Annotated in this window: 26 protein-coding genes; 12 read left to right on the top strand and 14 right to left on the bottom strand. The window is 53.2% G+C overall.

Annotated elements, in window-relative coordinates; translation table 11 throughout:
• Positions 1-12: 12 nt before the first annotated feature.
• From rfaY to rfaQ, 7 genes are read right to left on the bottom strand one after another with little or no spacing between them, the layout of a single operon-like run.
• Positions 13-711, bottom strand: coding sequence for a lipopolysaccharide core heptose(II) kinase RfaY (gene rfaY, locus IAE50_RS11460; RefSeq protein WP_200580296.1), 699 nt, complete (start codon positions 709-711; stop codon positions 13-15).
• Positions 712-731: 20 nt separating this feature from the next.
• Positions 732-1754, bottom strand: a complete 1023-nt coding sequence (locus IAE50_RS11455) for a glycosyltransferase (protein ID WP_200134882.1) — start codon at positions 1752-1754, stop codon at positions 732-734.
• Between the two features lie 19 nt (positions 1755-1773).
• Positions 1774-2790 (bottom strand): lipopolysaccharide 3-alpha-galactosyltransferase, encoded by a 1017-nt coding sequence (gene waaO / locus IAE50_RS11450; RefSeq protein ID WP_200134881.1) that lies wholly within the window; start codon positions 2788-2790, stop codon positions 1774-1776.
• A complete protein-coding gene (gene waaB, locus IAE50_RS11445; RefSeq protein WP_200134880.1) occupies positions 2787-3881 on the bottom strand; it encodes a lipopolysaccharide 1,6-galactosyltransferase in 1095 nt (364 codons plus the stop codon). Before waaB ends, waaO begins: the two co-directional genes overlap by 4 nt.
• Positions 3882-3900: 19 nt before the next feature.
• Entirely contained in the window at positions 3901-4698 is a 798-nt protein-coding gene (gene rfaP, locus IAE50_RS11440; RefSeq protein ID WP_200134879.1) for a lipopolysaccharide core heptose(I) kinase RfaP, read from the bottom strand.
• Positions 4691-5815, bottom strand: coding sequence for a glycosyltransferase family 4 protein (locus tag IAE50_RS11435; RefSeq protein ID WP_200580295.1), 1125 nt, complete (start codon positions 5813-5815; stop codon positions 4691-4693). Before IAE50_RS11435 ends, rfaP begins: the two co-directional genes overlap by 8 nt.
• Positions 5815-6867, bottom strand: coding sequence for a lipopolysaccharide core heptosyltransferase RfaQ (gene rfaQ, locus IAE50_RS11430; protein WP_200580294.1), 1053 nt, complete (start codon positions 6865-6867; stop codon positions 5815-5817). The genes IAE50_RS11435 and rfaQ overlap by 1 nt, the downstream gene beginning before the upstream one ends.
• A gap of 386 nt (positions 6868-7253) precedes the next feature.
• On the opposite strand from rfaQ, the gene waaA reads away from it, so the two are divergent.
• Together waaA and coaD are read left to right on the top strand one after the other, a co-directional pair.
• Positions 7254-8531, top strand: a complete 1278-nt coding sequence (gene waaA, locus IAE50_RS11425) for a lipid IV(A) 3-deoxy-D-manno-octulosonic acid transferase (RefSeq protein WP_054802713.1) — start codon at positions 7254-7256, stop codon at positions 8529-8531.
• 8 nt (positions 8532-8539) lie between these two features.
• On the top strand, positions 8540-9019 hold the full coding sequence (gene coaD, locus IAE50_RS11420) for a pantetheine-phosphate adenylyltransferase (protein ID WP_042714983.1): 480 nt from the start codon (positions 8540-8542) through the stop codon (positions 9017-9019).
• A gap of 39 nt (positions 9020-9058) precedes the next feature.
• Here coaD and mutM read toward each other — a convergent pair whose 3' ends face one another.
• The 4 genes from mutM to radC form a co-directional block, all read right to left on the bottom strand.
• Positions 9059-9868, bottom strand: a complete 810-nt coding sequence (gene mutM, locus IAE50_RS11415; protein ID WP_200580293.1) for a bifunctional DNA-formamidopyrimidine glycosylase/DNA-(apurinic or apyrimidinic site) lyase — start codon at positions 9866-9868, stop codon at positions 9059-9061.
• A 78-nt stretch (positions 9869-9946) separates the two neighbouring features.
• Positions 9947-10114 (bottom strand): 50S ribosomal protein L33, encoded by a 168-nt coding sequence (rpmG, locus tag IAE50_RS11410; protein WP_003024094.1) that lies wholly within the window; start codon positions 10112-10114, stop codon positions 9947-9949.
• Between the two features lie 20 nt (positions 10115-10134).
• Positions 10135-10371, bottom strand: coding sequence for a 50S ribosomal protein L28 (rpmB, locus tag IAE50_RS11405; protein WP_002436699.1), 237 nt, complete (start codon positions 10369-10371; stop codon positions 10135-10137).
• A gap of 216 nt (positions 10372-10587) precedes the next feature.
• Positions 10588-11256, bottom strand: coding sequence for a DNA repair protein RadC (radC, locus tag IAE50_RS11400; protein WP_042714990.1), 669 nt, complete (start codon positions 11254-11256; stop codon positions 10588-10590).
• A 169-nt stretch (positions 11257-11425) separates the two neighbouring features.
• Between radC and coaBC the strand changes: the two genes are divergently transcribed.
• From coaBC to IAE50_RS11380, 4 genes are all read left to right on the top strand, one after another.
• The gene (coaBC, locus tag IAE50_RS11395) at positions 11426-12640 is read left to right on the top strand and encodes a bifunctional phosphopantothenoylcysteine decarboxylase/phosphopantothenate--cysteine ligase CoaBC (protein WP_200580292.1); all 1215 of its coding nucleotides are present in this window, start codon (positions 11426-11428) and stop codon (positions 12638-12640) included.
• On the top strand, positions 12618-13076 hold the full coding sequence (gene dut, locus IAE50_RS11390; RefSeq protein WP_200580291.1) for a dUTP diphosphatase: 459 nt from the start codon (positions 12618-12620) through the stop codon (positions 13074-13076). Before coaBC ends, dut begins: the two co-directional genes overlap by 23 nt.
• A 124-nt stretch (positions 13077-13200) precedes the next feature.
• A complete protein-coding gene (gene slmA / locus IAE50_RS11385) occupies positions 13201-13797 on the top strand; it encodes a nucleoid occlusion factor SlmA (RefSeq protein WP_042714996.1) in 597 nt (198 codons plus the stop codon).
• Positions 13798-13981: 184 nt separating this feature from the next.
• Positions 13982-14998, top strand: a complete 1017-nt coding sequence (locus tag IAE50_RS11380) for an SMP-30/gluconolactonase/LRE family protein (RefSeq protein ID WP_200580290.1) — start codon at positions 13982-13984, stop codon at positions 14996-14998.
• Positions 14999-15033: 35 nt separating this feature from the next.
• Here the strand turns inward: IAE50_RS11380 and pyrE are convergent, their stop codons facing one another.
• Both pyrE and rph read right to left on the bottom strand, forming a co-directional pair.
• Entirely contained in the window at positions 15034-15675 is a 642-nt protein-coding gene (gene pyrE / locus IAE50_RS11375; protein WP_094418916.1) for an orotate phosphoribosyltransferase, read from the bottom strand.
• A gap of 120 nt (positions 15676-15795) precedes the next feature.
• Complete coding sequence (rph, locus tag IAE50_RS11370; protein WP_042715001.1) at positions 15796-16512, bottom strand: ribonuclease PH; 717 nt, start codon at positions 16510-16512, stop codon at positions 15796-15798.
• Positions 16513-16636: 124 nt separating this feature from the next.
• On the opposite strand from rph, the gene IAE50_RS11365 reads away from it, so the two are divergent.
• Together IAE50_RS11365 and IAE50_RS11360 are read left to right on the top strand one after the other, a co-directional pair.
• Positions 16637-17500, top strand: coding sequence for a YicC/YloC family endoribonuclease (locus IAE50_RS11365; RefSeq protein WP_042715002.1), 864 nt, complete (start codon positions 16637-16639; stop codon positions 17498-17500).
• Between the two features lie 263 nt (positions 17501-17763).
• Positions 17764-18381, top strand: coding sequence for a trimeric intracellular cation channel family protein (locus IAE50_RS11360; protein WP_200580289.1), 618 nt, complete (start codon positions 17764-17766; stop codon positions 18379-18381).
• Here IAE50_RS11360 and ligB read toward each other — a convergent pair.
• A complete protein-coding gene (gene ligB, locus IAE50_RS11355; protein ID WP_200580332.1) occupies positions 18375-20054 on the bottom strand; it encodes an NAD-dependent DNA ligase LigB in 1680 nt (559 codons plus the stop codon). The two genes, IAE50_RS11360 and ligB, sit on opposite strands and share 7 nt — an antisense overlap.
• A gap of 254 nt (positions 20055-20308) precedes the next feature.
• Here ligB and gmk point away from each other — a divergent pair, with 254 nt between their 5' ends.
• From gmk to trmH, 4 genes are read left to right on the top strand one after another with little or no spacing between them, the layout of a single operon-like run.
• On the top strand, positions 20309-20932 hold the full coding sequence (gmk, locus tag IAE50_RS11350; RefSeq protein WP_042715009.1) for a guanylate kinase: 624 nt from the start codon (positions 20309-20311) through the stop codon (positions 20930-20932).
• 54 nt (positions 20933-20986) lie between these two features.
• Positions 20987-21262: a DNA-directed RNA polymerase subunit omega gene (gene rpoZ / locus IAE50_RS11345; protein WP_007369481.1), complete on the top strand. Its 276-nt coding sequence runs from the start codon at positions 20987-20989 to the stop codon at positions 21260-21262.
• A gap of 18 nt (positions 21263-21280) precedes the next feature.
• On the top strand, positions 21281-23398 hold the full coding sequence (spoT, locus tag IAE50_RS11340) for a bifunctional GTP diphosphokinase/guanosine-3',5'-bis pyrophosphate 3'-pyrophosphohydrolase (RefSeq protein ID WP_200134856.1): 2118 nt from the start codon (positions 21281-21283) through the stop codon (positions 23396-23398).
• Positions 23399-23402: 4 nt separating this feature from the next.
• A complete protein-coding gene (trmH, locus tag IAE50_RS11335) occupies positions 23403-24092 on the top strand; it encodes a tRNA (guanosine(18)-2'-O)-methyltransferase TrmH (protein WP_200580288.1) in 690 nt (229 codons plus the stop codon).
• Positions 24093-24095: the final 3 nt, after the last annotated feature.

The following is a 24095-nucleotide window of genomic DNA, read 5'->3' as shown; positions in this document are numbered from 1 at the left end:
CCATATATTCTTTCAGCGAACCGGCTTACCTTTTATCCGACGAATAAAATTACGTACCTTTTTCTTATAAATAAACTGGTAGTAACCAATATCCTTGACGCTATTAACAATACCGTAATGTCGTTCCAGGTCGATGCGATCTTTCGCTTTTCGTATCCGGGAAGGTGATTTGCCTGACAAATCTATAATGCGAACCTCACCGTTTTGAATGATAAAGTTGCCTTTATGCGGATCGCCTGAAACCATACCATTTTGATGCAACTCATCTATCGATAGTTTTATTTTTTGTTTTAGCTCATCATCAATAGAAGTAAAGTCTGCTAACTCAATGCCATCAATATATTCAATCAACATGATATAGGAGTGGGCAAAGCGAAAAGTCTTCTTAGCCGCCAGCAGATAAAAATCATTTATTGCACCAGCGCCATTTTTCCTGATGCGTTCTGTCTGATGAAACAAGGCTTCATAGTAATCGCCCTTGAAAATAGACTTCAGAAAACGCTCAGCTTTTTTCTGCTTAGGTGCGAAGACTTTTAAAATATACTTTCCATATTCCGTATTGATTAGTACGACTTTTGTATCATCAATACTGCGAAAAACTTTTATCACATCGAGATTATAATCCATGAAATCTTTAAAAATTTTCAGGTATTTTTCACCACCACTTTTGGTGAAAACAACATAATCCCCAACTTGATATTTGTCACTCATAAATTAGACCAGCTATTATTTTATTTTGAATGTAAAGAATATTTTCTCAGAAGATATAAAAAACCTGCTTTGATACCTGCCATATATTTATGCTGCACCAAAAGATGCTTGTATCGCTTCTTAAACTCAATAAATGTCCTTGCGTCACGCGGCGGTTGATCATTCCAGGGTGAAGCAGCTAACGCAGTTTGGTAATAAATAGTAGATGGATACGTCGCCCATTTATGCCAGGGTTTTGTGGCACCGGTATAATGTATTAATACGGTTTCATCTGAAATAATATTCTTGAAGTTTTGGTGAGTACGATCTTTTAACTCACTTTTAATGGTATAGATTGTATTAAATTTCCCGGGCAGAAAATGGACTTTATCTTTTAATAATACATTAAGCACATCCTGATCCGGGTACTTAAATTGTATGCCGCGGTTATTTTTATCAAGCAGGATCGAGAATGCCTGATTAGTGAGATCGTTTTTCACCCACTCTTTAAGATTGGCAAACACCACGCCAGAGTTAAAATAATTGTTGCGGATTTCGGGATCTTTTAATCTTTCGATAGCTTTACTTTGCATCGAATCAACATCCCTGACCACTGCGGCAGCAACGTTTTCAAGATTACACGCAGCCAGTTCATCAAGCTTACCTTTACAAAAGACGTCGGCGTCGAGATAGAGCAATTTATCGAAGCTATCGCTAAAGTACTCGAAGGCAAATAACCTGAAATACATAGCACGCGACCATATTTTAGTGCTCGGAAGATCGCTCAGGCATTCAGCATTAATCAAGTATAAGCTGATCTTGATTGCATACTTCTCAGCCAGAAGGGCAATTCTCTTCAGGAAACAGTCATCATACTCATCGGAAATGATGTGATAACTAATGTTGATGCTGTTATTAATTACAATCGACGTTATTGATACGCCAACCCAATCAAGATAGTTGCGATCAATTCCATAGGCGATGTTTAGAGCGTTGGTTGTTTTCTCTTTGCTATGATCAAAAACTTCGAATTCAGAAATTTTAATACCTGGAAATGAGTCCACTGCATCACCTATGTATTTTTTAGTTTGCGATTTTCTTTTGAAAATAGAACAAATAACTAATCAACCCTTTAACGAACTTCTTCTGATGCAGCATGTGTTTGGCACAATATCGATACTGATTTGCATTAGTTGGTTTCAGTAAGCGATCGTTTTTCCACGGCGACTCTCTTTTAGCCCGCAGAAAACCTTGTGAAACAGGATAATCTGACCAATCATGCCATGGTTTTGTTGGCCCAATATAATGGATAAATACCGTACTTTCATTTACCGGATTTACTACACCCGTCTTTAATTCATAATTAATGCTGTACTGTGTATTGAACTTTTTATCAATAAACTTCGCTTTATCCACCAGCAGCATATTTAATACATCTTGATCGAGATGCGTAATTTTGCCAGCCACAACCGGATCGCGTAACATTTCAATCGCATTGCGCGAGATATCATTCGCCGTCCAGCACGGAATATTAATCAGCAAAAAGCCGGCATTAAAATAACCGTTAACTAACCCAGGCGAGTCCAGGCTTATCGCTCGCTTTTGCCACCAGGTGATATCACCTTCCGCGACCACTGCGGCGATCTCATCCTCGCTAAACTCAAGATCAATCAGCTCCTGAACGCTACCCTGGCAGGCGATATCCGCATCGAGATAGAGGACGCGGTCGGCTTTTTCCGTAAAGTAATCGGCAATAATGAAGCGGAAATAAGTCGCATAGGTCCAGTTTTTGGTGCTGGGAAGCGATTTTAATTTATCGCAGTTGACCAGATAAACCGTAATTCGTGACTGGTACTGCTCAGCGAGTGAAGAGAACTTTTTGTTATCTTCTTCGGTTATATAATCGGTAAAGACATGGAAGGATAAACGCTTATCTTTGTTATTTAAAAGAATTGATGCTATCGAAATCCCACATCCATAGAGAAAGTTTTTATCAATGCCGTAGGCGATATTGAACGTACTGATGTCAGCATCAGACAGATAGTTGTAATCCTTTATCGAAAGAATCACTTCTTTCTCATCAAAATAAGTTTGGCTCATTTAATGCTCGTTGTCAGTGCAGCGAGGACAGAGCGAATCGCCTCTCGCATATTTCGATTATATGTTTCAGTGTAAAACGCGTTGATTGACTGCTTAATCGTATCCGGCTCGAACGCCGTACGACGATCAACGACCTGCTGTAGCAATGTCACAAATTCAGCCATATCGCCCGGCGGATAGAGGTAACCATTCACGCCCTGGCGAATAATATCCTCCGGACCGGCCATACAGTTTGCGCTGATACAGGGAATGCCCCATGACATTGCTTCCAGCAACACCATGCCGAAGCCTTCAAAGGATGAGGTCAGCAGCAATGCAGATACTTTTTTGATCTTGTCCCGGACCACCACCCAGGGCTGGGCCTGCCAGCCATGCCAGGTGATGTTGCTGTCGATATTGAGTTTGCGCGCGTAGGCTTTGCACTTATCAAAATCGGAGCCATCGCCAATCGCATGCAGATGCCAGTCGCCTTTGACCTGCGCGAGGCCATCAAGCAGATCTTTAACCCGCTTCTGCCCCTCAAACTTCATCCGGCCAACGTATAAGAACGTTGTTGTCTCGTCCGCCTTCGGGGCGGGAATCGTTTCAGTCTGCGGTTCAACCGGGTTATAGATGACGTGAATCATCTCTGGCGCAATGTGCCGCGCCTCCATCTGCGTTTTGATGCCGCTGCTTATCGCGAGGTGATAATCAGCCCAGGCTACAGCGTCGCCGTGCTTTTTGTGATCCAGCGAGAAATGCGGCCAGGACAAAACGGTAAAACGATGTTTGCTTTTACGCCGCGCTCTGTTTGCCAGAAAGCAGGAGGGCGTATCAATGCAGATAACGAGGTCGGGCTTATGCTCATCTACCCAGCGCTTGAAATTGCGGATATGTATCGCGCGCCTGAGAAAGCTGAGTTTGATGTTCGAGAAGGAGTAAGCGGCGTTAATCCCCGCCAGCCATCCTTTATCCATTTTGTCGTTACGGCAAAAAAAGAACATTTCGCACTGCGCAAAGGCATCTTGCTGAAAAGAGTGAATGACGGCTTTGATGACCGTTTCCATACCACCAAAACCCGATACCGCTTCACCAACAAATGCAATTTTCATTGAGTGACCACTTCTCATTTTAGAGAGACTTACGTTCTGTTCTTTCGCGGATCTTCTCAGCCCGGGCCTGCGCTTTCGCTAATAAGCCCGCTTCTTGCTGAACAATCTTTCGCGGCGATGCGGCAAAGTAGACGGTAAGAAAACGCCAGATATCCCGCTGGGTAAGACCAATATTGAGTGAAGAGAAGTAGAGCCCAATCAGATCTTTATCGCGCCAGCGCGTTGGCACATGCGCGCGCATCTGTGCACGATGAAGATCGATCACCGAGATTTTCAGGCGCTGTTCATCGCCGTCAAAAGGCAGGTGAAGCAGAAAATGGCAGATATAGCAGTCGCGATGGTTTACGCCAGCCTGATGCATCTTGCGCACCATGGTCGCAACACGATGAATTATCATCCGTTTAACGCGCGGTTGCGGCGGCGTTGTCAGCCAGTCGGCGCAATAATCTTCCAGGCTAATGGTTGGCGTCAGATCTTCAGTGATAATAAAGGACGTTTTATTGATAGGGTTGGCACCCTTTTCGCCAAACCCAACGCCGTGCATGGTATCAACACCCGCATCATGCAGGCGATGAATGGCTTTCCACTCGCGATCGGCACCCAGCACCGGCAAGCGCAGCGAAAGCAGATTTTTCACCACCTCTTTAAACGCGGTGCCCTGATGCCATTTCAGGAAATAGCTTTTACCGGCAAGTTCAAAACGCAGGGTGCGGCGCGTTTCGAGCTGGCGAAACACCTCTCCCTGTAGCTTTTCAACCTCGGCAAACGCATCTTTACCCCGCCAGAGTGTCGCCAGCGGCTCTTTCAATTCAACCATTCACTTCACCCGTAATGATGTCCGCCGCTCTCTCCGGCAGGCTATAAAGATCTTCTGTGTCTGCAAAGTGGCGCGCTCGCGCAGCCCACGCTTCGCGCAAGGCAGGCTCTTGCAGCGCACGCTGTAGCGCCTCGTTCAACGCGGCCTGAGACCATGGTTCTTCAATCACCACGCCGCACTGCGCGCGGGCAATGTAGTGCGCATATCCACAAACGCCACTGACAATCACCGGCAGGCCAGCTGTTATCGCTTCGAGCAGCACAATCCCCGCGGCTTCCTGGTAGGCAGGATGCATCAGCAGATCGGCACCCGCCATCAGTTCAGCCACATCGCTGCGCCCGGAAAAGAAGTGCACATTCTCTTTAATGCCAGCCTTCGCCGCCTGGGCGGCAAATCGCCCGGGTTTGTCCTGGCCGACCACAAACAGTATCGTCTTCTTTCTTAATGCTTCTGGCAGGGCGGCAACAGCGGCAAGCGTTCGATCAACGCCTTTCCTGCTGAAATCGGATCCAACCTGTAACAGCCAGAACTGATCCTCCGCGATACCACTCTTTTCACGGTAGATCTGGCGGGCATTGGCGATCTGCTGGCTGTATTTACGATCCGGATAGATCCCCGGAGGCAGAATGTGAAACCTGTCGCTTTCGGTATGGTAGTGCCGTTGAAAATCGCCAATCTGCTTATCCGTTAGCATCAGCAGCTGCGTCGCTTTCCCTTGTTCAAAGGTCGCTTTCTCAAAGGCGGCATAATGGCGATAGCGAGACGTCAGGCGGTAAAAGAAGCCCTTCTCCTGCGCCACTTTTTCGGCGTAGCAAACATCGGCCGCATAGTAGACATCAAGGCCCGGCATTTTATTAAAGCCGACCATGCGATCGGCGGGATGCTGCGCCAGATGCGCCACTACCCAGGCGTGATATTCAGCGTTGCGACCGTGGTTGGTGCGCGAGGTGACCGGGACACGGATCAGCTCAAACCCGGCTGGCACATCGCCTTCCCAGGACTGGACATAGACCCTGACATGATGCCCGCGCCCGGCCACGGTTTGCGCGATACGCATAAAGTCGCGCTGCAGACCGCCGAAGGGAAAATATTTGTATAAACAGAAAGCGACAATCATCAGGAAGCGCCTTCTAAAGAGGGCAGCATTTTCTCCGTTGCCGCGATGACATCTTCTGCCGGAATGACGGAGAGATATTTCTTGTTTCTGTCCAACTGGCTGCGCGCCGGCATCGGCTGATAATTGCCGGCCCAGAACTGAATAATGTTGTCGCTCCACGGGCGCCAGAAAACGTGGTCGGTCGCGCCAAAGAGACAGATAATCGGTGTCTTCACCGCGGCGGCGATATGGCCTGGCGCAGAATCCACGCCAATAAATAGCGCGGCGTGGGCAATTAAGGCACCGAGTTCAGGAAAACGCGTTTTACCCGCCAGAGAAGTGACGGGCCTGCGCGCGCATCCGTGGGCAATCTCCTCAACGCAGGCGAGATCGTCCGCGCCAGGGCCAGAGGTCAGCACAACGTCATAGCCCCGGGCTTGCAGCGCATCAATCACCTGCGAGAATTTTTCATTGTCCCAGCATTTAAACAGCTGTCGGGCAGTCGGCTGCACAACAACATAGTGCTCGCCAACGCCCGCCTCATTCAGCGCGCTGCGCATACGTTCCCAGTGTTCGGGCGCGTAGCTCATGGTGGTATAACGGCAGAAGTCGGTGATACCCAGCGGAACAAGGGTCGATAAGTTACGTTCTACCGCGTGCTCACCGGCAAAAGGTGCGAGATGGGTAAAACTCTTTTTCCAGAAAGCGGACTGCCGATGGGCGTAGTCCTGCGAAATTTTCACTTTTGCCGGCACAGAGCGTACCAGCGGCGCCACGATATGCTGATCCGTCAGGTTGACGATGAGATCGTAATTATTCTTGCGTAATTGGCTCACCAGAGAGAAGAAGTTCTGTATCTTTTCCTTTAAAGGCGCCCCTTTATTGCTCATGCCATAAAGAGCATGAATCTCGGGGTTTTCGGATAAGATTGGCATTGTGTCTTTGTAGAGCAGCATATCAATGCGCGCATCAGGATAGTTGCGTTTTAACGTACTGACGACCGGCGTGGTCAGCAGCATGTCTCCATGAAAACGCATTTTAATAACCAGAATTCGGTGAAATCGCTTTTCCACAATCGGCTCTTCTTGATGTGATATCCGTGAAAAAATTACAGGCACGCTACCGCCCCAGGCTCGACAGCTACCTGAACACTGATATTGCGCACTTATAGATCTTTTATTGTACCACTTCTTTACCACCAATCCGATCTGAAGCACTTTTCAACAAAGCCATTAAAAAGATCATAAAAATCATGTCCATAGATAAAATTTATTGCTTCATGGCCATAATGGGTTCGCGCTGAAACATTCAATAAACTAGATAAAAATGAAAAAAAATTGATAAGACTGATACAAATAACGTGATAAGAGGTGAATTTGACCGATTTCAGCAAAAGTAATAGCAATGGCGGTACTAAATACATAAAATCCCCAGCACATTCCTAAGCCTGCAACGTACTATGCTCCAATTGCTCTACACCACACTTCTGTACATCATTCAGCCGCTGATTTGGGTGCGGTTGTGGGTGCGTGGTGCAAAAGCTCCGGCTTACCGCAAACGCTGGGGCGAGCGCTATGGCTTCTACAATAAGCCGTTAAAAGCAGGCGGCATCATGCTGCACTCCGTCTCGGTCGGCGAAACACTGGCGGCGATTCCGCTGGTGCGCGCCTTACGTCACCGTTATCCTGATTTACCCATTACCGTCACAACCATGACGCCAACTGGCTCCGAGCGCGTGATGTCAGCATTCGGCGGCGACGTTCAGCATGTCTATCTGCCTTACGATCTGCCCGGCGCGCTAAATCGTTTCCTTGATAAGGTCGACCCCAAGCTGGTGTTGATTATGGAAACTGAGCTGTGGCCCAACCTGATTAGCGCGCTGCATAAACGAAACATTCCGCTGGTGATTGCCAACGCCCGCCTCTCGGCGCGCTCCGCCGCTGGCTATGCGAAGCTGGGTAAATTTATTCAGAAGCTGCTGCGCAAAATTACGCTGATTGCCGCGCAAAACAGCGAAGATGGCGACCGTTTTATCGCACTTGGCGCCAAACGCAATCAGCTTACCGTAACCGGTAGCCTGAAGTTTGATATCTCTGTCACACCGCAGCTTGCCTCCCGCGCTGTCGCCCTGCGTCGTCAGTGGGCGCCGCATCGTCCGGTGTGGATTGCTACCAGCACCCACGAAGGCGAAGAGAGCATTATGCTGCTCGCGCATCAGGCCTTGCTAAAACAGTTTCCTGATTTACTCTTGATTCTGGTTCCGCGTCATCCTGAACGCTTTCCTGACGCCGTAAATATGGTGCGCGAGGCGGGCTTGAGTTTCATCACGCGCTCTTCCGGCGAGATCCCTTCAGCCAGCACGCAGGTGGTGGTTGGCGATACGATGGGCGAGCTGATGCTGCTTTACGGCATTGCCGATTTGGCCTTTGTCGGCGGGTCGCTGGTAGAGCGAGGCGGTCACAATCCTCTTGAAGCCGCCGCGCATGCGATCCCGGTGTTGATGGGGCCGCATACGTTCAACTTCAAAGATATCTGCGCGCGGTTGACGCAGGCTGATGGGTTGATCACCGTAAACGATGTCGATGCGCTCATCAAAGAGATCACCTCTTTGTTGACCGATGAAGATTACCGGAATTTTTACGGTCGCCACGCAGTTGAAGTGCTCTACCAGAACCAGGGCGCTCTGCAGCTTCTGTTGCAACTGCTGGAACCCTATCTGCCACCTAAAGCGCAATAAGGTCGATTATGCAAAAGCGGGCGATCTACCCTGGTACGTTTGATCCCATCACTAACGGGCATATCGATATTGTGACCCGTGCCGCCGCGATGTTTGATGAGCTGATACTGGCGATTGCCGCCAGCCCAAGCAAAAAGCCGATGTTCAGCCTTGATGAGCGCGTTGCACTGGCGAAGCAGGCAACGGCGCATCTGCAAAATGTCACGGTAGTCGGTTTTAGCGATCTGATGGCTAACTTCGCGCGTGACCAGCAGGCCACGATTTTGATCCGCGGTCTGCGCGCGGTAGCGGATTTTGAGTATGAGATGCAGCTGGCGCATATGAACCGGCATCTGATGCCGAATCTGGAAAGCGTCTATTTAATGCCGTCGAAAGAGTGGTCGTTTATCTCCTCTTCGCTGGTCAAAGAGGTGGCGCGCCATCAGGGCGACGTCGCACATTTCCTGCCGCAGCCGGTTCACCAGGCGCTGCTTGATAAGCTGAAGTAAGCTTCGATGCCGGATAGCTTATCCGGCTTTACTCCACACCTATTTTTGGCACTGACGACAGTAGAACGTCGAGCGCTGCGCATGTTTTGCCGCCACGATTGGCGTACCGCAGATGCGACACGGCTGCCCTTCTCGCCCGTAAACCTGCAACTCCTGCGCGAAGTAACCCGGTTTGCCATCGCTTTGCAGGAAGTCTTTCAGCGTCGTCCCGCCCTGCTCAATGGAGCGTAACAGCACCGCTTTGATCACGCGAACCAGCAGTTCGTAATCCTGCTGCGAGAGGGATAAAGCGAGCCGATCGGGATGGATCCCGGCGGCAAACAACGATTCGCTGGCATAAATATTCCCGACGCCCACCACCAGCTTGTTATCCATCAGCCAGGGTTTGATCGCCGTTTTCTTCTTCGCGCACTTCTCCCGCAGATAGTCGGCATTAAACGCATCGCTCAGCGGCTCCGGGCCGAGATGCGCCAGCACGTTATGTCCTTCCAGCTCTTTGGTCCACAGCCAGGCGCCAAAACGACGCGGATCGGTGTAACGCAGCACTTTGCCGTTGCTCATCACCAGATCGACATGGTCATGTTTTTGGGCGGGAAGCTCATGGGGAAGAATGCGCAGACTGCCGGACATACCGAGGTGAATGATGATCCAGCCATCCGGCAGCTCGAGCAGCAGGTATTTAGCGCGTCGCTGCACGCTGAGCACCGGTTTGTCGCTCAGGCTATGGATCTCTTCGGAAACAGGCCAGCGTAAGCGGCCGTTACGTACCACCGCATGCAGGATGGTTTCACCGACCAGGTGCGGTTCAATGCCTCTGCGGCTGGTTTCAACTTCAGGTAATTCAGGCATCTCATCTCCGGCTTTTTGCGGGCTATCAGAAATGCAAAAACCCCGACAGTGCGGGGTTTTTGTTCAAGAAAACTAAAATTATTTAATTTTAGCTTCTTTGTACAGCACGTGCTGACGGACAACTGGATCGAACTTTTTCAGTTCCAGTTTTTCCGGCTTAGTACGTTTGTTCTTCGTGGTGGTGTAGAAGTGACCAGTACCAGCGGAAGAAACCAGCTTGATTTTCTCACGAATACCTTTAGCCATGATTTATATCCTTTAAGTACTTAGTACTTTTCGCCACGGGCACGCAGTTCAGACAGAACTGTATCGATGCCTTTCTTATCAATTACACGCATACCTTTAGCAGATACACGCAGGGTGACAAAACGCTTTTCGCTCTCAACCCAAAAACGGTGAGAGTGCAGGTTCGGCAGGAAACGGCGTTTAGTCGCGTTCAGTGCGTGGGAACGGTTATTACCGGTCACCGGACGCTTGCCAGTAACTTGGCAGACTCGGGACATGTCTATTCTCCAAAAATCAAATTAGCTCGAGCTTCGTATGGGGTATTGGCGCCTCGTCAGGCTTTACAGCCCGGTCATCGCAGTTCTATGTGAACTCTCGATTGCCAGGCCCAAATGCCAAACCCGAGATTCTCAAAGGTGGCGTAGTATACGCTGACTCGGCGGTGTGCTCAAGTCCCGAACAGACAAAGATCCCGATGGATCGCGCAAAGTGGTCTAAATCCAACCGCGTTCCGCAAAAGAAACGCACTCGCCGCGACCAATGACCAGATGATCAATAACGCGAATGTCCATGAGTTGGCAGCATTTTATCACTCGTTCGGTGATGGCCTTATCTGCTCTGCTGGGCTCAGCATTACCCGAGGGGTGATTATGCGCGAGGATCACGCCGACCGCATTGAATTTTATCGCTTCGCGTAAAATTTCTCGCGGATGCACCTCAACATGGTTAATCGTGCCGGAAAAAAGCCGGGCATGTTTGATGATGCGGTTGCGGTTATCAAGCAGGATCACCATAAAGACCTCCCGCTCTTCGTTCGCCAGCTGGCTCTGCAAAAACTCCCGCACCATCTCCGGGCTGAGCAGAGAGCTCTCCTCGGCAATACGCGCGTTGTAGGAGCGCCTCGCCAGCTCGCCAATGCCCCTGAGCTGCGCATATTTGGCGACGCCAATGCCCGAGATAAACCGAAACTCATCATAGTCGGCACAGAGCAGAGAGTGGAGCGAGCTGAAGTGGTTTAGCATCTCCCGCGCTACCGTAAGTACGCTTTTCCCGCACGCGCCAGTGCGTAAAAATAGCGCCAGTAACTCAACGTCCGTAAGGGACTCAACGCCCAGCTGCATCATTTTTTCGCGCGGCTTTTGAGGAATTAACACAATCGCCATATCCACACCTCCCTGTCAGAAACTCATGCTGCCACATCCGGGAATGCTCATCGAATGGCACTTTTCAACGCTGCGTAGCGCCTCGCAAAGTGGTTTACGGGCATAGGCACGACGACATCAGGATTGTGATAAAATCCCCAACCTCTGGCGAATCCAACGGGAAAGAATCATGACAACTCTGGCGGGTAAAAAAATTGTCCTCGGCGTAAGCGGCGGTATCGCGGCCTATAAAGCGCCTGAGCTGGTGCGTCGCTTGCGCGATCGCGGCGCGGAAGTCCGCGTGGCGCTGACCGAGGCCGCCAAAGCCTTTATCACACCGCTGAGTCTGCAGGCCGTTTCCAGTTACCCGGTCTCCGACAGCCTGCTTGACCCCGCTGCGGAAGCGGCAATGGGGCATATCGAGTTGGGTAAATGGGCCGATCTGGTGATTCTGGCACCCGCCACCGCTGATTTAATCGCCCGTGTCGCGGCGGGTATGGCAAACGATCTGGTCTCAACCATCTGCCTGGCCACGCCGTCACCGGTTGCGGTTGTTCCGGCGATGAATCAGCAGATGTACCGCAACGCCGCCACCCAGCACAATTTACAGGTGCTCGCTTCGCGCGGCCTGCTGTTGTGGGGGCCAGACAGCGGCAGCCAGGCGTGCGGTGATGTCGGCCCGGGCCGCATGCTCGATCCGCTGACCATCGTTGATATGGCCGCGGCCCACTTCTCGCCGGTCAAGGATTTGCAACATCTGAACATTATGATTACCGCCGGTCCGACCCGCGAACCGCTGGATCCGGTGCGCTACATCACCAATCTCAGCTCCGGCAAAATGGGCTTCGCCATTGCTGAAGCGGCCGCGAAGCGCGGCGCGAACGTGACGCTGGTTTCAGGCCCGGTGTCGCTGCCTACGCCCGCCTTTGTTCAGCGCGTGGATGTGACCACTGCCCTTGAGATGGAGGCGGCGGTTCAGCAGCGCGCCCAGCAGCAGCATATTTTTATCGGTTGTGCAGCGGTCGCGGACTACCGCGCCAGCGAGATCGCGCCGGAAAAAATTAAAAAGCAAGGCGATGAAATCACAATAAAAATGGTGAAAAACCCTGATATCGTCGCCGGCGTTGCGGCGCTCACCAGCCATCGACCTTATGTTGTTGGGTTTGCCGCGGAAACGAATAATGTGGAAGAATACGCCCGGCAGAAACGCGCCCGCAAAAACCTCGACCTGATTTGCGCCAACGATGTTTCGCAATCTAATCAAGGCTTTAATAGCGACAACAACGCATTACATCTGTTCTGGCAAGATGGCGATAAGCGCTTGCCGCTGGAGCGCAAAGCGCTGCTGGGACACCTATTACTGGACGAGATTGTTACCCGTTATGATGAAAAAAATCGACCTTAAGATTCTGGACCCGCGCGTGGGTGAGCAGTTCCCGCTGCCGACCTATGCCACCTCCGGCTCCGCCGGTCTTGACCTGCGCGCCTGTCTGGATGACGCCGTAGAGCTGGCGCCAGGCGACACCACGCTGCTGCCGACTGGTCTGGCGATTCACATTGCCGACCCAACGCTTGCCGCCGTGATTCTGCCGCGCTCGGGCCTCGGTCATAAACATGGCGTGGTACTGGGCAACCTGGTTGGGCTGATTGATTCCGATTACCAGGGGCAGCTGATGGTCTCCGTCTGGAACCGTGGAAAAGAGAGTTTCACCATTGTGCCTGGCGAGCGTATCGCGCAGATGGTCTTTGTACCGGTGGTGCAGGCTGAATTTAACCTGGTGGAAGAGTTCGATGCCACCGTGCGTGGCGAAGGCGGCTTTGGCCACTCCGGGCGTCAATAATCCGCGCTATTTAACGCATTACACAACACTATAACGCGATAAGATGACCGCAAATGCCAGGCATTTGCGGCCGTTGTGTGGTTGCTCGCCTGACAAGTGATTATTTTCTGGGGTTTTTTAGAACATGGCAGAAAAACAGACTGCGAAAAAGAATCGCCGTGAGGAAATACTTCAATCTCTGGCGTTAATGCTGGAATCCAGCGATGGAAGCCAACGTATTACCACGGCGAAACTGGCGGCATCGGTCGGCGTCTCTGAAGCCGCGCTGTATCGTCACTTTCCCAGCAAAACACGCATGTTCGATAGCCTGATCGAGTTTATCGAAGATAGCCTGATTACCCGCATCAATCTGATCTTAAAAGATGAAAAAGACACGACTGCGCGTTTGCGTCTGATTGTGTTACTGATTCTGGGCTTCGGCGAACGTAATCCCGGCTTAACCCGCATCATGACCGGTCATGCGCTGATGTTTGAGCAGGATCGCCTGCAAGGGCGCATTAACCAGCTGTTTGAGCGTATCGAAGCGCAGCTGCGCCAGGTGCTGCGCGAACGCAAAATGCGTGAAGGCGAAGGGTATGCAACCGACGAAACGCTGCTGGCAAGCCAGTTGCTGGCCTTCTGCGAAGGGATGCTGTCGCGCTATGTGCGCAGCGAGTTCAAATATAGCCCGACCGACGATTTTGACGCGCGCTGGCCGCTGTTACTTCTGCAATTACAGTAATCACCCTATGCAGCCTCTGTGGCTGCATTCGCATTTCCCGCCATTCTGTGTAAAAGCCCAACGTAATTCGTAACAATGCCAGATGTGGCACCCTTCCCGATTCTCTACGCTCCTTCAGGCACCTGGTTATTCCTGAAACAAACCACCGCTTCGATACCCTACAAAAGCAAGAAGGAGAGACCGGATGGCAACATCTCGTCGGGAACTGTTAAAGCTGAGCGGTATCGCTACCGCTTCACTGTTACTGAGTCAAAAGAGCTTCGCTGCCTGGACACCTGCGCCGCGCTACCCCGATCCGCGCGTGGTCGCGCTCGATGATGCTTTTCGCGGATATATGGTCTCCAGTGCAAAAGTGGAGCAAATCGCCACCGGCTGTCGCTGGGCGGAAGGACCAGTATGGTTTGGCGATATGCGCATGCTGCTCTGGAGCGACATCCCCAACAATGCGGTAATGCGCTGGGATGAGCAGACCGGCGAGACCGCTGTTTTTCGCAAACCAGCGAATAATGCCAATGGACATGCCCGCGATCGCCAGGGGCGATTGATTAGCTGTGAGCACGATACGCGGTGCATTACGCGCACGGAGTACGATGGCACCATCACAGTACTGGCGGATAGCTTCGACGGTAAGCCGCTCAACTCGCCGAACGATCTCGCGGTCAAATCAGACGGTTCAATCTGGTTTACCGACCCGCCATTTGGCATTACCGGTTTTTATGAAGGACATAAAGCCGAACCGCAACTGCCGCAGAATGTTTATCGTCTCGATCCGCAAACCCGCAAGCTGGAAGTGGTGCTGGGCGATGTGCGCGGGCCGAATGGCATCTGCTTCTCGCCGGACGAGAAAATTCTCTATGTGGTGGAGAGCCGCGCTACGCCTAATCGTTTAATACTGGCGTGGGACATTGTCGGCGGGCAGTTACAAAATAAGCGGGTGCATATTGATTGCGGCAACGGCACCGCGGACGGTATCGCCTGCGATGTTGACGGCAATTTATGGTGCGGATGGGGGATGGGCAGCGACGAGCTGGATGGTGTCCGGGTGTTTAACCCGCAGGGCAAAGCGATTGGTATGATTCATCTGCCCGAGCGCTGCGCTAATCTCTGCTTCGGCGGTGAGCAGCGAAACTGGCTTTTTATGGCCGCCAGCACCTCGATTTACGCCCTGTATGTCAACACGCAGGGCGCACAGCTTCTGTAAGGCGAAACCCGGCAGGCCTGCTGCCGGGTAGCAACTCAGACGCCGTACTCTTCGCGATACGCACGCACGGAGGCGACCAGATCGGCCAACTCTGGCTTCTCTTCCAGATAATCCACCAGGTCATTCAGCGTAATGATGGAAATAACCTTGCAGCCGTAATCACGCTCAACTTCCTGAATTGCAGAGATCTCTGCGCGGCCGCGCTCCTGACGGTCGAGCGAGATCAGCACGCCGGCGAGCGTCGCGCCGTTAGCCTGAATAATCTCCATCGACTCGCGGATCGCCGTACCGGCGGTAATCACATCATCCACCAGCATCACACGGCCCTGCAGCGCACTGCCGACCAGGTTACCGCCTTCGCCATGATCTTTGGCTTCTTTACGGTTAAAGCAGTAAGGCACATCGCGCTCGTGATGCTCTGCCAGCGCTACCGCAGTGGTAGTCGCAATCGGGATGCCTTTATAAGCCGGGCCAAACAGCAGATCGAAATCAATCCCGGAATCCATTAACGCTTCAGCGTAAAAACGGCCCAACAGCGCCAGATCGCGCCCGGTATTAAAGAGCCCGGCGTTAAAGAAATAGGGGCTTTTGCGCCCGGATTTCAGCGTGAACTCGCCGAACTTCAGTACCTGTTTGTTAAGCGCAAATTCAATAAACTGACGCTGGTACGCTTTCATGGATCCGCTCCTCTTCCTGTTTTGATGATTTAAAAATTTAGCAAAGTGCGTTGCGCAGACAGCAGGCTTGAAGGCCGGATGTTGCGCAAAAAAAAGGGCGACTCATCGTCGCCCTCAAAATCAATTTTCTAATGCCGCTTTTTGCGCCGCGACAATGGACTCAATGCCCCCTCGGGCTAGCGCCAGCATTGCGAGCAGTTCCTCGTGGGTGAAGGGCTCGCCCTCTGCAGTGCCCTGCACTTCGATCATGCGGCCATCTTCGGTCATCACGACGTTCATGTCGGTCTCAGCCGCTGAGTCTTCAACATATTCCAGATCGCACACCGCTTCGCCATTGACGATGCCCACAGAGACGGCCGCGACCATACCTTTCATCGGGTTGGTCTTCAGCTTGCCTGCGGCAATGAGCTTGTTCAGCGCATCGGCCAGCGCCACGCACGCACCGGTGATCGACGCGGTACGGGTACCGCCATCGGCCTGCAGAACATCGCAATCGAGGGTGATAGTAAATTCGCCAAGCGCTTTCAGATCGACCGCCGCGCGCAGTGCACGCGCGATCAGGCGCTGGATCTCCATGGTACGTCCGCCCTGCTTGCCCTTCGCCGCTTCACGGGCGTTACGGGTGTGGGTCGAACGCGGCAACATGCCATATTCGGCAGTGATCCAGCCCTGGCCCTGGCCTTTAAGGAAGCGTGGAACACCTTCGTCGATGGAGGCGGTGCAGAGCACTTTGGTGTCGCCAAATTCCACCAGCACGGAACCTTCTGCGTGTTTTGTGTAGTTACGGGTCAGGGTGACGGGGCGCACTTGAGTGGCGCTTCGGCCTGCTGGACGCATGATGATTTCTCCGGCTGTTACGAATGTGGCTGCGCATTATACTGGCTAACCCTGGTTATTCCTATCCTGATAAGGCCACCAAAGCTATAATCCCCCGCATCTCTCCTTCAAAACGGGAACGACTATGATCCGCAGTATGACCGCCTACGCCCGGCGTGAAATCAAGGGTGCATGGGGCTCCGCCTCCTGGGAACTGCGCTCGGTTAACCAGCGTTATCTGGAAACTTACTTCCGCCTGCCGGAACAATTCCGCAGCCTTGAACCGGTTGTCCGCGAGCGTCTGCGTACCCGTCTGACCCGCGGTAAAGTGGAATGCACCTTACGCTTTGAGCCGGACGCCAGCGCGCAGGGCGAGCTGATTCTGAATGAAAAACTGGCTAAGCAGCTGGTCACCGCCGCGAACTGGGTAAAAATGCAGAGCGACGAGGGTGAAATTAATCCGGTCGATATTCTGCGCTGGCCTGGCGTGATGGCGGCTCAGGAGCAGGATCTCGATGCGATTACCGCTGAAATCCTCGCCGCGCTGGATGGCGCGCTGGACGACTTTATCGTCGCCCGCGAAACCGAAGGCCAGGCGCTGAAAGCGTTGATCGAGCAGCGTCTGCAAGGCGTCAGCACCGAAGTCAACAACGTGCGCGCCCATATGCCGCAAATCCTGCAATGGCAGCGTGAGCGCCTGGTCAGCAAGCTGGAAGAGGCGCAGGTGCAGCTGGAAAATAACCGCGTCGAGCAAGAGCTGGTAATGATGGCGCAGCGTATCGACGTTGCTGAAGAGCTGGACAGGCTCGAAGCGCATGTAAAAGAGACCTACAACATCCTGAAGAAGAAGGAAGCTGTAGGTCGCCGCCTCGACTTTATGATGCAGGAGTTCAACCGCGAGTCGAACACGCTGGCCTCTAAATCAATCAATGCGGAAGTGACCAACTCGGCTATTGAGTTGAAAGTGCTTATTGAGCAGATGCGCGAGCAGATTCAAAATATCGAATAAGCCTCTCGTCTCATTAAAAGGTCCGTAAGGGCCTTTTTTTGTATCCATTCACCCACATATTATTTATCGATAACTGCTTTATTATTCTGGCGCACATTACAGAAACGCCTAATTAAATAAAATTAAAATCAATAAGATAAACAACAAAACCCATCACACCAGGCATTAACCTAACTAATCCGAAACACCGATCGTTAGAAAATCTCAATAGCCCCTTTCCCACTTAATCATTACCCTGCCCGCACTGAATTTATGGGGGCGGCATGCTGTTACACATTCTCTATCTGATCGGCATCACTGCCGAAGCCATGACCGGCGCGCTGGCCGCAGGGCGACGTCGAATGGACACCTTTGGCGTCATTATTATTGCCACCGCGACCGCGCTTGGCGGCGGTTCGGTGCGCGATATCCTGCTTGGCCACTATCCGCTCGGCTGGGTGAAGCACCCCGAGTATGTGATCATCGTTGCTATCGCCGCGGTGCTGACCACAATCTTTGCCCCGGTAATGCCCCATCTGCGCCGCCTGTTTCTGGTGCTGGACGCACTCGGGCTGGTAGTATTTTCCATTATCGGGGCGCAAATCGCCCTCGATATGGGCGAAGGCCCGATCATCGCCGTGATTGCGGCCGTTATCACCGGCGTCTTTGGCGGCGTGCTGCGCGATATGTTTTGTAAGCGCATCCCTCTCGTGTTTCAGAAAGAGCTCTATGCCGGCATCGCGTTTGCTGCCGCCGTGTTCTATATCGCGCTAAGCCATGTCGTTACCAACCATGACATCGTGGTGATTACCACCCTACTGTTTGGCTTCACCAGCCGCCTGCTGGCGATACGCTGGAAACTGGGTCTGCCGGTGTTTCACTACAAGCATAATGCTCACTGAAAGGCCTTTACGCCCTGCTTCGCAAGCCAGGCCGTGAGCTGCTCAACCGCTGGCTCGCGGATAAAAGCGACAACCTGGCGTGCTTTCTGTGCGCCGATGGCGGGTAGTTGTTGCCAGGCCAGCTCATCCCGGCTGCGCATCTGTCGCCATGAAGTATCGCCCGCAGCATTGATCGCCAATTGTGGCAGCGGCGTACCGAGTGCGTGAAGCCAGCGGTTTAGCGGCCTCTCACGCGTTAAGGAAAAACGGTGCCAGAGTTGCAGTCCGCGCGCGGGCGACATTCCGGGTGTCGTCTGCAACTGCTCTTTGGTCAACACCAGCCAGGAGAAAAGATGTTCAAAATGGTGAGCCTGATGCAGAGTCCGCCAGCCGCTCTCGCTCAATCCGGCTATCTCCAGCGCCTTATCAGAACTAAGCCAGGAGAGGCGGGCAATAAACTGTTGCTGGCAATCTGGCGTGGCGTAAAAGCAGCTCAGCGGCGTAAAGCGAGCTTGTGGCGGCGTGGGCGGCTGTCGAACAAGGTTGCGCCAGACCACGCGCTCCACGCGAGGGATCCCCTGCCCGGCAAGGGTGACGGCAATATGGTCGCCCGGTGCGATATCTAACGCCTGCCAGCGCTGAATGGACCCAATATTCACGCGCTGCACGCGCTTATCATCCAGTTTTACCGGCTCCAGCAGCGCGACAACGGAGATTTTCCCGGTCCGCCCGATGGCAAACTGAATATCCTCTACCGCTGCCACCTCTTCTACCGGTTCATACTTCCAGGCCACCACCCAGTCGCTTTGACCAGGTAACCACGCTTTGCCCGCAGGCTCCGCACTGGTGCGCACCACCACGCCATCCGTGACGAAGGGCAGTGGCGAGGTGAACCAGTGCTGGCGAAGACGCTCCACCTCCTGCACGCTGTTGACCGGCGCGCTGTAGTAGTGCGCCTCTTCAAAGCCCGCCTTTTTCAGTGCCACCAACCGCTGCGCTAAAGTGGCAGGGCCATCGGGCCAGGCCCAGACAAAAAAAGCGAGGTCATTAAGCAGCTCCGGGTTGTCGTGCCGCATCATCGCGCCGGCGACTTTTGCTCGGGCATTGAGACCCCCGGCCTCTTTTTGGATATGCCCCTTGCGGCGTAAATAGAGTTCACCCTGCAAGACGCTATTCGCCAGCGCACCGGTCACAGTTTTCGGGATCGCAGGAATGGCCTGCGCCTTTGCTGTCCACTCCTCGCCCGCAAGGCCATTACCCCGGCTGATAGCCTGTGCCAGCCTGCCGTTGCGATAGACCAGCGTGACCGCAACGCCATCCACTTTCGGCTGCATCCACAGATCCTGCTTTCCCCTCATCCACTGCTGCAACGCCCATTTATCCGCCAGTTTGCGCACCCCGGTATGGGCAACCGGATGATTAAGATTGCCGCCCGGTAAAGCAGGCGCAATGTCTGCGGGTGTCATGTTGAAACAGCGCTGCCAGTTCGCCAGGCGCGCGCTCATCCGATCGTAAACATCGTCGCTCACCGCGCTTGCGCCTCTTGACCAGTAATCGTCGTTCCATCTGCTGAGCTGCTGTTTCAGGCGCGATACCTCCTCCTGCGCCCGTGATGGCGACCAGACCGGACAAGCCGCCAGGCTAAACGCACTCCATAGCAGTAGAAAAATAGTGACCCCAACGCTTCTCCACATCATGCCTCTCCCTTGTGATTGCGGAGTGGTTATAGCGCTGCGGTTGAGCGCTTTTGAGCGGGAAAAGAGCAGGATGCGAGCGGGCTTCCGGGAAACTTACATGGCGATGAAAACGTGCATAAAAATCAGGAAAGCAGTACGCAAAATCGAATCATTGATGGGAAAACGGGTGACAAAAGCTACGTCACGTAGCGGCGATGTGTATAATAGGCACGTATGTAAGTTCCTATCGCATTCACATACAAAAGACTCTCATGGCTCAAGGCACGCTCTATATTGTTTCCGCCCCCAGCGGCGCGGGTAAATCAAGCCTCATCCAGGCTTTGCTGAAAACCCAACCGTTATACGACACGCAAGTTTCTGTTTCGCACACCACGCGCGCGCCGCGTCCGGGTGAAGTGCACGGTGAACACTACTTCTTCGTTAATCACGATGAGTTCAAAGCGATGATTAGTGAGGATGCGTTTCTTGAGCATGCCGAAGTGTTTGGCAACTATTACGGCACCTCACGCGCGACGATTGAGCAAGTGCTCTCAACGGGCGTCGATGTGTTTCTTGATATCGACTGGCAGGGCGCGCAGCAAATTCGCACCCGCATGCCGCAGGCGCGCAGCATCTTTATTCTGCCGCCGTCGAAGCTGGAGCTGGATCGCCGCCTGCGTGGCCGCGGCCAGGATAGCGAAGAGGTGATCGCGAAACGTATGGCGCAGGCGGTTGCCGAAATGAGCCATTACGCCGAGTATGATTACCTGATTGTGAATGATGATTTCGATACCGCCTTGGGCGATCTGAAAACCATTATCCGCGCTGAACGTCTGCGCATGAGCCGCCAAAAGCAGCGACATGACGCTTTAATCAGCAAACTATTGGCAGACTGAGCCTGGTTTCAGTATCATGCCCAGTCATTTCTTCACCTGTGGAGCATTTTAAGTATGGCACGCGTAACTGTTCAGGACGCTGTAGAGAAAGTTGGTAACCGTTTTGACCTGGTGCTGGTCGCCGCGCGTCGCGCTCGTCAGATGCAGGTTGGCGGTAAAGATCCGTTAGTACCGGAAGAAAACGATAAAACCACCGTTATCGCGCTGCGCGAAATCGAAGAAGGTCTGATTAACAACCAGATCCTTGATGTACGTGAGCGCCAGGAACAGCAAGAGCAGGAAGCCGCAGAACTGCAGGCTGTTACCGCCATTGCTGAAGGTCGTCGTTAATTAACCTGCAGGTCACCCTTGTATCTGTTTGAAAGCCTGAATCAGCTGATTCAAAACTATCTGCCTGAAGACCAGATCAAACGTCTCAGGCAGGCGTATCTCGTTGCACGTGACGCTCACGAGGGTCAGACACGTTCAAGCGGTGAACCTTATATCACGCACCCGGTAGCGGTGGCCTGTATTCTGGCCGAGATGAAACTCGACTACGAAACGCTGATGGCCGCGCTGCTGCATGACGTGATTGAAGATACCCCCGCCACCTACCAGGATATGGAGCAGCTCTTTGGCAAAAGCGTTGCCGAACTGGTGGAGGGTGTCTCCAAGCTGGATAAGCTCAAATTCCAGGATAAAAAAGAGGCGCAGGCGGAAAACTTTCGCAAGATGATCATGGCGATGGTGCAGGATATCCGCGTCATCCTTATCAAGCTTGCTGACCGCACCCACAACATGCGCACGCTGGGCTCCCTTCGCCCGGACAAGCGTCGCCGCATCGCCCGTGAAACCCTCGAAATCTACAGTCCGCTGGCGCACCGTTTAGGTATCCATCACATCAAAACTGAGCTGGAAGAGCTGGGCTTTGAGGCGCTCTACCCGAACCGCTATCGCGTGATCAAAGAAGTGGTAAAAGCCGCGCGCGGCAACCGCAAAGAGATGATTCAAAAAATCCTCTCGGAAATCGAAGGGCGTTTACAGGAAGCGGGGATCCCCTGCCGCGTCAGCGGGCGGGAGAAACATCTTTACTCCATCTACTGCAAGATGGTGCTGAAAGAGCAGCGTTTTCACTCGATCATGGATATTTACGCCTTCCGCGTCATTGTTCACGATCTTGATACCTGCTATCGCGTACTCGGTCAGATGCACAGCCTCTACAAGCCGCGTCCCGGTCGCGTAAAAGACTATATCGCCATCCCCAAGGCGAACGGCTATCAATCCCTCCATACCTCAATGATTGGCCCGCACGGCGTACCGGTCGAGGTGCAGATCCGTACTGAAGATATGGATCAAATGGCGGAGATGGGGGTTGCCGCGCACTGGGCTTATAAAGAGCACGGCGAAAGCAGCACCACCGCACAAATCCGCGCCCAGCGCTGGATGCAGAGCCTGCTGGAGCTGCAACAGAGCGCCGGTAGCTCGTTTGAATTTATCGAAAGCGTTAAATCTGATCTCTTCCCCGATGAGATTTATGTTTTCACCCCCGAAGGCCGCATTGTCGAACTGCCTGCTGGCGCCACGCCGGTGGATTTCGCCTATGCGGTGCACACGGATATCGGTCACGCCTGCGTTGGCGCGCGCGTCGATCGTCAGCCCTACCCGCTGTCGCAGTCGCTCTCCAGTGGCCAGACGGTGGAGATTATCACCGCGCCGGGCGCCCGCCCGAATGCCGCCTGGCTGAACTTTGTCGTCAGCTCGAAAGCGCGCGCGAAGATCCGCCAGATGCTGAAGAACCTCAAGCGCGACGACTCCGTAAGCCTGGGCCGTCGCCTGCTGAATCACGCGCTGGGCGGAAGCCGCAAGCTGGCGGAAATTCCGCAGGAGCATATTCAGCACGAGCTGGAGCGTATGCGGCTGGCATCACTTGACGATCTGCTGGCAGAGATCGGCCTTGGCAACGCGATGAGCGTTGTGGTGGCGAAAAATCTGCAGCAGGGGGAAGCCACGCCGGGCACCGCCGCACCGACTGGCGCAAACACCGCGCACTTGCCGATTAAAGGCGCAGACGGCGTGCTGATCACCTTCGCCAAATGCTGCCGCCCGATCCCTGGCGACCCGATTGTCGCCCACGTCAGCCCCGGTAAAGGGCTGGTTATCCACCATGAGTCCTGCCGTAATATTCGTGGCTACCAGAAAGAGCCAGAGAAGTTTATGGCCGTGGAGTGGGATAAAGAGACGGCGCAAGAGTTTATCACCGAGATCAAGGTGGATATGTTTAACCACCAGGGCGCACTGGCGAACCTGACGGCGGCCATTAACACCGCCACTTCCAATATTCAGAGCCTGAATACGGAAGAGAAAGATGGCCGCGTTTATAGCGCGTTCATCCGCCTGACGGCGCGCGATCGCGTTCATCTGGCGAATATCATGCGTAAAATCCGCGTGATGCCGGATGTGATTAAAGTCACCCGTAACCGAAACTAATTGTATGAATGCTCAGCGTTATGCGCGAATCCGCGAGATGCTCGCCAGGCGTCAGCCGGATCTGACGGTCTGCATGGAGCAGGTCCACAAACCTCATAACGTCTCTGCCATTATCCGTACTGCGGATGCCGTCGGCGTGCATGAAGTGCACGCTGTCTGGCCGGGGAACCGCATGCGCACCATGGCCTCTTCCGCCGCGGGCAGCAACAGCTGGGTGGATGTTAAAACTCACCGCACCATTGAAGATGCCGTCGGCGTGCTCAAGCAGCACGGCATGCAGATCCTTGCCACCCATCTGTCGGACAAAGCCGTCGACTTCCGTGAGATCGACTATACCCGTCCGACCTGTATTTTGATGGGGCAGGAGAAAACCGGGATCACCCGGCAAGCGCTGGATCTCGCGGATCGGGATATCATCATTCCGATGACGGGCATGGTGCAGTCGCTCAATGTCTCCGTAGCCTCGGCGCTCATTCTCTACGAAGCGCAGCGCCAGCGGCAAAACGCCGGTATGTATAAGCGTGAAAACAGCATGTTGCCGGACGCCGAGCAGCAGCGCCTGCTGTTCGAAGGCGGCTACCCTGTGCTCGCGCGGGTCGCGAAACAAAAAGGCCTGCCTTACCCTCATGTGAATAATGAGGGGCAGATTGAAGCCGACCCGACGTGGTGGGCTACCATGCAGGCTTCGAGGTAACCG

It is taken from the genome of Kosakonia sp. S42 (assembly GCF_016624785.1).
Taxonomy (GTDB): Bacteria; Pseudomonadota; Gammaproteobacteria; order Enterobacterales; family Enterobacteriaceae; genus Kosakonia; species Kosakonia cowanii.
This window is presented reverse-complemented; position numbering and strand designations above follow the sequence as displayed.